Below are 7,790 nucleotides of genomic sequence, written 5' to 3'. Positions count from 1 at the left end.
TGTTCGGGTGTGGGGTAAAATCGAAACGAGTAGGCTTTTTCCATGTCTCACATTTTAGCATATATTTGGTAAATGCGCTAGTATTTAACGGTAAAGCCGTCGTAGAACGACGGGGTTTCAGACCCAAAATTTTCGATGATGCCCTAAACTTTTAGCTATCACCTTGATGGCGGGAGCTTTTTCTTGTTGTAGCCAATACAGCACTTGCAGTTTGTCTTTTTCCCTAGCGGTGGTTGCTTCTTTGATCCGTTGAGTTATACTAAATCCGGTTATTAAAAACTGATTATTTCTGCACCCTTTTGCCTCTTGCCTGTTGCATGAGTGCCTGTCCTGATATGTTACCTATACTCAACGGATTTAGTATTAATTCCTCTGCGCTTTCTTTGACTACTGTTGAGGTTACTCCTGCCATAATTTTTGAATAATAAGAGTTATGGTCGGTTAAGCGTCAAAACATCTAGGCTTTTCCTTGATGCTGGCAATGTAAACTTTGATTAAGAGAAAGACTTCTAGCTCCGATCCGATGTTATATTAATAATTGAAGCTAAGGAAAAAAGCTTCCCTGACAGATCAACTGGCAAGGTTATAAGGTCAAGTTCACAAAGGAGTAAACCCTGTTAAAGTTACATTCTGTCTCGATAACGACGATAACAGCGATCGACCTGAACGCTCATATTTCCTAGAGTAGAGAACAAGGGAGTTAGGCAATTGCAACTAAGGTTCAATGCGTCTCCAACCAGTCTCAAGTTGTGAGGGGAAATACCTGAGAATCGGTAAACTGATCGCTGTTATTGTTTGTCAACACAAGTAATTGATAATTGCAGTCGCTCTCCTTTGATGAGATAATAGAAAGTCTTCTGTTCAAAAGGATATCGATAGGATGCGACTCTCTCAACAGCTTTTTGTCACTCTCCGGGAAGACCCAGCCGAGGCGGAAATCCCCAGTCATAAATGCTTAGTCCGTGCCGGTTACATTCGTCGCATTGGCAGCGGTATTTACGCCTATTTACCCCTGATGTGGCGGGTTTTGCAGAAAGTCTCCCAGATAGTCCGGGAAGAAATGAATAAAGCCGGCGCCCAAGAATGTTTACTTCCCCAACTGCAACCGGCGGAACTCTGGCAGGAATCAGGCCGTTGGGACACCTACACAAAAGCAGAAGGGATTATGTTTGCCCTGACGGACCGGCAAAACCGGGAGTTAGGATTAGGACCGACTCACGAAGAAGTAATTACTGCCGTCGCTCGGGATTTAATTCGTTCCTATCGACAATTACCGGTTAATTTATATCAGATTCAAACTAAATTTCGCGATGAAATTCGCCCTCGTTTTGGTTTAATGCGGGGACGAGAATTTATTATGAAAGATGCCTATTCTTTCAATCTCAACGAGGAATGTTTAAAGAAAACCTATCAAGCGATGGATATAGCTTACCGCAATATTTTCCGCCGTTGTGGGTTAGCTTTTCGGGCAGTAGAAGCCGATTCTGGAGCGATTGGTGGTTCCGCATCCCAAGAATTTATGGTCTTAGCTGATGCCGGAGAAGATGAGGTTTTATTTACCGCCGATGAAAAGTATGCGGCTAATGTGGAAAAAGCCGTTTCTTTGCCGGCAGATAAAGTGGCTTCTCCCTTTAAAAAGTTTGCTAAAAAAGAGACTCCTAACACCAACACTATCGAAAGTTTAGCTAAATTTCTCGATTGTTCTGCCACCGCTATCGTCAAAAATGTTCTCTACGAAGTGGTTTATGATAGCGGCATAACTGTTTTAGTTTTGGTGAGCATTCGGGGAGATCAAGAGGTTAACGAAGTTAAACTACAAAATGAATTAATTAGACAGGCGAGCCGTTACAATGCTAAAACAATTTTGGCTTTAAAAATACCCGATGCTGCCGCTCAACAGAAATGGGCAACTAAACCTTTACCTTTAGGTTATATTGCTCCCGACTTAGAAGATAATTTGCTCAAAAAAGCCAGCGATATAGCTCCTAAGTTTTTACGCATAGCAGACAACACGGTGACAGACTTAGAAAACTTGATCACCGGTGCCAATGAAACGGGGTTTCATTTAGTGGGGGCGAATTGGGGTAAAGATTTTATCTTACCAGAATTAATCGTCGATCTACGCAAAGCTCAGGTAGGCGATCGAGCTATTCATGATCCTAATCAAACCTTGCAAAGTGCTAGAGGAATTGAAGTCGGTCATATCTTCCAATTGGGCTATAAATATTCTCAGGCCATGAATGCTTTCTATACTAATGAAGCGGGAGAATCTACCCCCATTTGTATGGGTTGTTATGGCATAGGAGTATCCCGTTTAGCACAGGCAGCCGTAGAACAATCCTACGATAAAGATGGCATTATTTGGCCGGTAGCTATTGCCCCTTATCAAGCGATTGTGGTTATTCCCAATTTAGCTGATGCCGAGCAGGTAAAAACCGCCGAAAGTTTATACAATGAGTTAAATCAAGCGGGCATTGAAACCCTTTTAGATGACCGGGATGAACGTGCAGGAGTTAAGTTCAAAGATGCGGATTTAATTGGGATTCCCTATCGCATTGTCACGGGTAAATCTCTCAAATCTGGTAAGGTGGAATTATTCGAAAGAGCCAGTAAAAAAGCGTCAGAAGTAGCAATTAATGAGGTGGTTTCCTATTTAAAAACTGCTATTTCAAAGGTAAATGCTTCTGATTAAGTGATTAAATATACAGATAAATTCTCGAATATAGAGCCGAGAGCCGTCAATAAAGGTAATATTGCCTCTAATAAAACCGAGACTCTCTGTCCGTTTTTCTGTGTCAAGTTCAAAAGTTTGGATCATGGCTGAGTTTGTGAGAAGTTTTCTAATTCTCTCAAAGTAAGTCTCAATCAACAAATTCAATCTCCTTAATGATGGCGATTTTTTGCTGTATTTTCTCAAGCATCCAGGACTCTCCTAGCCATTCATCAAAATCTTCACTGTGTTGTAATTGATCATTAGTAAACAAATCAACAAACTGCTCTGTTGAGCATTGATATTGGGTTTCAAATTGTTTTAGGCGTGCTTGAGTTTGTTGTAATCCGCTCTCTAAGTCTTGTAGCCGATAGTTCAGATCGGTTTGAATCATTGCTTTAAGGGATTCTGGTTGACTAGAGCGCAGTTTAATCAGGTTTGTTGAGTTTGATTCTAGCGGTTGGGTTTGCATGGTGATTGTTTGTCTCATCAGGGTTAATTTTGACGGAGGGATTGGATATATTCGACTGTTTCTGGGGGAAAGCGTTCGGTTAATTCCTCATCGGGAAGTTGGGACAGCATCCGAAAATAATTCTTTCTTACTGTTTGAATGTTAGGGTGATTTTCGCCTAGTGTAGCTATCAAAATAGCAATAGCTCTTTGATAGAAAGGTTCGGCTTCTGCGTATTTCCCTTGAGCGTAATAAAGATTTGCCAGATTGTTGAGACTGGTCGCCACATCAGGATGCTCTTTTCCTAATTGCTTTTCCCAAATCTCCAGCACTCTTTGATAAAGAGGTTCTGCTTCTGCGTATTTCCCCTGATCTTGATAAAGACTCGCCAGATTGTTGAGATTAGAAGCAACACTAGGATTATTGCCACCAAATAACTCTTCATGGATTTTTAATCCTTGTAAAAATAGAGATTCTGCTTGAGCAAAATTGTCTTGATATTGATAAGAAATACCTAAATTGCTCAAAGCATTGGCTTCTGATGTTTTATCACCAATTTGTTGGGCAATTTCTAATTGTTTTTGAAAATATTCAATTGCTTGCTGATATTGTCCTAAGGATTGATAAGTAATCCCCAGATTTCCGAAAGCATTTGCTAGGGCAAGAATATCGCCGATCTCCTGAGCAATTGCTAATTGTTCTTGAAGATGTGCAATTGCTTCTTGATACTGCCCTAAAGACTGATAAGCCGCTCCCAAATTACCTAAAGTATTCGCCTCCGAATACCGATCATTGATTTCTCTAATAATTACTAATTGTTGCTGAAGATATTGTATTGCTTCTCTATATTGACCCCAAGATTGATAAATCATTGCTAACCGGCTAAGAGCAAAAACCTCAGATTGTTTATCACCAATATCCTGAGCTTTTTTTAAGAGCTTTTGATAGATTTTAGGATTATGTTTTTTGGGTGCAATCTGATCAAAGTTCTCAAGATTTAACTCTGTTTCATAATTACTAGCCTGAGCCGAATTAGTTTGATTTTTATGAATCTGAATCATCATCATCCTCCAATAAATTTAAAACTTGCTCAAATTGTGATTCTGCGGATTGAATTGCCTGAATCCATTCTGATAATTCTTTAACTGTTATACTAAATCCGTTGAGCATAGGCTACTTATAAGGACAGGCACTCATGCAATAGGCACTCATGCAAAAGGGGGAATAAATAATCAGTCTTTAATAACCAGATTTAGTATAAACTGGTTATTAGAGTGTTAGAAAATAAACTATGAAACTCGCTCTTTCCCTACTATCAGCTGGTCTTTACAAGTAATTTACATAACCATCAGCTTAACTCGCACAAATTTTTAACTGGGATTGTTGCTATACTGGTGGCTCTTGACAAAAGATCATGTTAATTATTTTTCTGATAAGGATTATTAGTCACCTTTTCATGTAATATGGGTCTATGGCAATATTTTCGAAGGATCACGAGCGATGCAATCCCTAAGGCTCAGAGTTAAAACTGCTTGGAGAAGCAAAAAAGCAAAGATGATTATATCGCTCCTATTGCTTTTTATCTTGATGCCGATTTTTCTTTATGCTTGTTTTAGTGATCTTCCTAACCAATCATCGGAGCAACAGCAAGGAACCCTTTTGGTGTGGTATCCAGAAGAGGGCGATTTAACTGAAGTAGTAGGTCTCGGTTTGCAAGAGTTTGAAAAATTAAATCCGCAGGTGACAATTCTTGAACAAGCTATTCCTATCGATGAGATACCCGAACGTTTTTTTAAACAATCTCAAAGCGGATTAGGTGCAAGTGTTATTCTAATTTTTTCGAGAAATATACCCAGATTAGTATCCCAAGGAGTACTGGAGGAAATTGACCGGAAAAATCTAGATTTATCTATTTATAATCCCCCAACCCTGAAACAAGTTAGCTATCAAGGAAAAATCTATGGCATTCCCTTAGGTTCTCGTACTCGTGTACTGTGTTACAATCAAAAAAAATTACAAGTTAGTCCCGATCCGCTGCTGAAGCAACCTCCCACCAGTTTAGGGGGATTAGTTGAACGTGCGCGCAAAGGCTATTCTGTGGGGATGGTGTCCTCTTTTGAAGATACTTTTTGGGGAATGGCAATTTTTGGCAGCTATTTGTGGGATGAGCAGGGTAGGCTGCAACCTCGCTTAGATGGTTGGGCAAAATGGCTAGAATGGCTAAAATTCGCCTCGTCACAGCCTAATTTTATCCTCAATCGTCAACGGGAATTACTTCATAATGCTTTTGCTAGAGGTCGCTTAACCTATTATGTGTGTAATTCTATTGAAATTGCCGATTTAAAAAACAGCCTCCAAGATGATCTCAGAGTCGCTTTACTCCCCCAAGAAACTCAAGGTAAAGCAGCACCAATTCTCTATACACGGGTGATGGTATTTAATCGCAATAATAGTGATAATGAAAATAGTTTGGGATTAGCTTTAGGAAAATTTCTCACCAATCCCGAACAACAATTACAAGCAATCATCCAAACAGAAAGTTTTATTCCCACTAATCGACGGGTGCAGATCGAAGGAAATTTACTACCGATCGAATCGGTATTATTACAACAATCTCACAATGCTGTGGCAGTTCCTCTGGATGATTGGGAAAAGTTGAATAAAATTTTAGAAGAGGGAGAATTTTGGTATGAAAGAGCGATCGCTGGTGAAATATCTTCCTCAACAGCAGCCCAAAAACTGACACTTTATATTCAATCAGGTCTCGATCAGGAAGTCAGGAAAATAAATTAATTATGAACAACAATATTCCCTCTCTTTCGGAAATAATTGCTAACCAATTATTATTTTTAGGACGCAGAAATGTTCAAAACCAATTAACGATTATTTTTATATCTTTAATTCTTGCTTGGTTATTATCAAAATGGTTATGGTCTTACTTGAGAAAAAGATTTCCTCACGTCACCAGGTTGATTCACAGTGATAAAAATTTAACCCTCCGTCAATATTTTGCTATCCTGATAGAGTTTCTTAATTTTCCAGTTATTAGTCTAATTTTACTTGACTTAAATTATCTAATTTTTTTCAGTCAAAATTGGACAAGAGGAATGATTAGTTTATCTATAAAACTCCTGTGGTTTTATTTAATTTATCGTTGTTTATTAGCTGGATTATACGCCAAGTTTTCCGTCAATACAATTAAATATTATCATTTCCGGCTTTTAGCACCTTTATTGGTGTTATTTCTCCTGAGAACCATGATTGTTTTTTACAATAATATTCAGGAAATTGCCCAAGTATCTCCCTTCAATTTATTCAATAGTCCGATCACATTAAGAAGCATATTTATTTTGATAATAGCTCCCTATTTTCTGGTGATTATTGTTGTTCTTATAGAGACTATAATTCTGAGTATTGCCAATTTAAATCAGCAAGCTAGTCGCGGTGAAATTGAAGCAACTTTACTGTTAGGACGTTATTTTTTCATTGTCTTAGGTGTTATCATCATCTTGGGTTATGTGGGAGTTAATGCAACGGCAATAGCGGCAATTACTGGCGGTTTATCTGTGGGTATTGGTTTCGGTATGCAGCAAGTAGTCAGTAATTTTATTAGCGGTATTTTACTATTATTTGAAAAAGTTCTCAAACCTGGAGACATAATTAATATTGAAGGGCAAACTTCTCAGGTAAAAAAGCTAGGTATTCGAGCGACAACAGTGCAAATTCTTACAGACAATTCCGAAAAAATTATTCCCAATCAAAAGTTTTTTACTGAGGATGTCACCACCTATACGGGTAGTGATAACTTGATTTATTGTTCAATTGTTATCGGAGTTGGTTATCATTCTAACGCACAACAGGTGATGAATTTATTGCTAGACATTGCTGACCAACATCCTCATATACTTAAAAACCCGCAACCAGTAGCTTTTTTTCTTAATTTTGATCATTCTAGTTTAAACTTTGAATTAAAGTTCTGGTTGGATAATGTTAACAGGAAAAAGCGAGTAATTAGTGATGTTAATTGTGTTATTCTTGATAGGTTTACTCAACAGGGTATCGAGATTCCCTTCCCGCAGCAAGATATTCACATTCGCAATAATTAACCTGAGTTCGGGATCAGCTAAAACCCTGATGCTACCGTAGCCTGAAACTCCTATTCTTTCGTGGAAGCTATGGCAAAATTCCCTTAAACCGAACTGGCGTTAATTAGCAATTTATTCTGGTCAAAAAAACCAGCTGATTATTTTCATCTTAAGATATATCAATTCCCCTGATTAAATTCATACTAAATCCGTTGAGTATGGGCTACATATCAGGATAGGCAAAAGGGGGAATAAACAATCAGTCTTTAATAACTGAATTTAGTATCATATATTTATTGTTTTTTATTAATAGTTAATGTCTTGACATAAAAACAACTTTAATATACTATCTACCCTAGATAGGGTCTGCTGAATAAATCTAAAAACCTTGTTGGGTAAGACTTTTAGACTTTTTGTCAATCAAAAAGTACCGGACTGGGAGTGATCAGGGGGAAAATTCCGGGACTTTTTCCCTGAAAATTAGGTAGTTGACCACCTGAAAATCGGTAAAACCCTACACCCCACACCCCACACCCCACACCCT

The 7,790-nt window shown here is 38.4% G+C and carries 7 protein-coding genes; 3 read left to right on the top strand and 4 right to left on the bottom strand.

What is annotated here, in order from left to right:
* Positions 1-44 (bottom strand): helix-turn-helix domain-containing protein (locus IM479_RS22545; RefSeq protein WP_353737494.1); only part of this gene is annotated, 44 nt, incomplete at its 3' end.
* A gap of 836 nt (positions 45-880) precedes the next feature.
* On the opposite strand from IM479_RS22545, the gene IM479_RS05920 reads away from it, so the two are divergent.
* The gene (locus tag IM479_RS05920; protein WP_287684389.1) at positions 881-2,692 is read left to right on the top strand and encodes a proline--tRNA ligase; all 1,812 of its coding nucleotides are present in this window, start codon (positions 881-883) and stop codon (positions 2,690-2,692) included.
* On the opposite strand, the gene IM479_RS22995 is transcribed toward IM479_RS05920, so the two are convergent.
* The 3 genes from IM479_RS22995 to IM479_RS05910 are packed head-to-tail and all read right to left on the bottom strand — an operon-like array spanning position 2,669 to position 4,225.
* Positions 2,669-2,869, bottom strand: coding sequence for a toxin-antitoxin system TumE family protein (locus IM479_RS22995; protein ID WP_502845720.1), 201 nt, complete (start codon positions 2,867-2,869; stop codon positions 2,669-2,671). The two genes, IM479_RS05920 and IM479_RS22995, sit on opposite strands and share 24 nt — an antisense overlap.
* The gene (locus IM479_RS05915; RefSeq protein ID WP_287675893.1) at positions 2,862-3,200 is read right to left on the bottom strand and encodes a hypothetical protein; all 339 of its coding nucleotides are present in this window, start codon (positions 3,198-3,200) and stop codon (positions 2,862-2,864) included. The genes IM479_RS22995 and IM479_RS05915 overlap by 8 nt, the downstream gene beginning before the upstream one ends.
* A 5-nt stretch (positions 3,201-3,205) precedes the next feature.
* The gene (locus tag IM479_RS05910) at positions 3,206-4,225 is read right to left on the bottom strand and encodes a tetratricopeptide repeat protein (protein WP_502882665.1); all 1,020 of its coding nucleotides are present in this window, start codon (positions 4,223-4,225) and stop codon (positions 3,206-3,208) included.
* A gap of 436 nt (positions 4,226-4,661) precedes the next feature.
* Between IM479_RS05910 and IM479_RS05905 the strand changes: the two genes are divergently transcribed.
* A complete protein-coding gene (locus IM479_RS05905; protein ID WP_287684387.1) occupies positions 4,662-5,954 on the top strand; it encodes a sugar ABC transporter substrate-binding protein in 1,293 nt (430 codons plus the stop codon).
* A 2-nt stretch (positions 5,955-5,956) separates the two neighbouring features.
* Positions 5,957-7,267: a mechanosensitive ion channel family protein gene (locus IM479_RS05900; protein ID WP_287684385.1), complete on the top strand. Its 1,311-nt coding sequence runs from the start codon at positions 5,957-5,959 to the stop codon at positions 7,265-7,267.
* The last annotated feature ends 523 nt before the right edge of the window (positions 7,268-7,790 follow it).

The sequence above is a fragment of the Microcystis sp. M165S2 genome, assembly GCF_020245885.1.
Lineage (GTDB): Bacteria > Cyanobacteriota > Cyanobacteriia > Cyanobacteriales > Microcystaceae > Microcystis.
The sequence above is the reverse complement of the archived record's forward strand: the minus strand, read 5'-3'. Positions and strand labels throughout refer to the sequence as shown.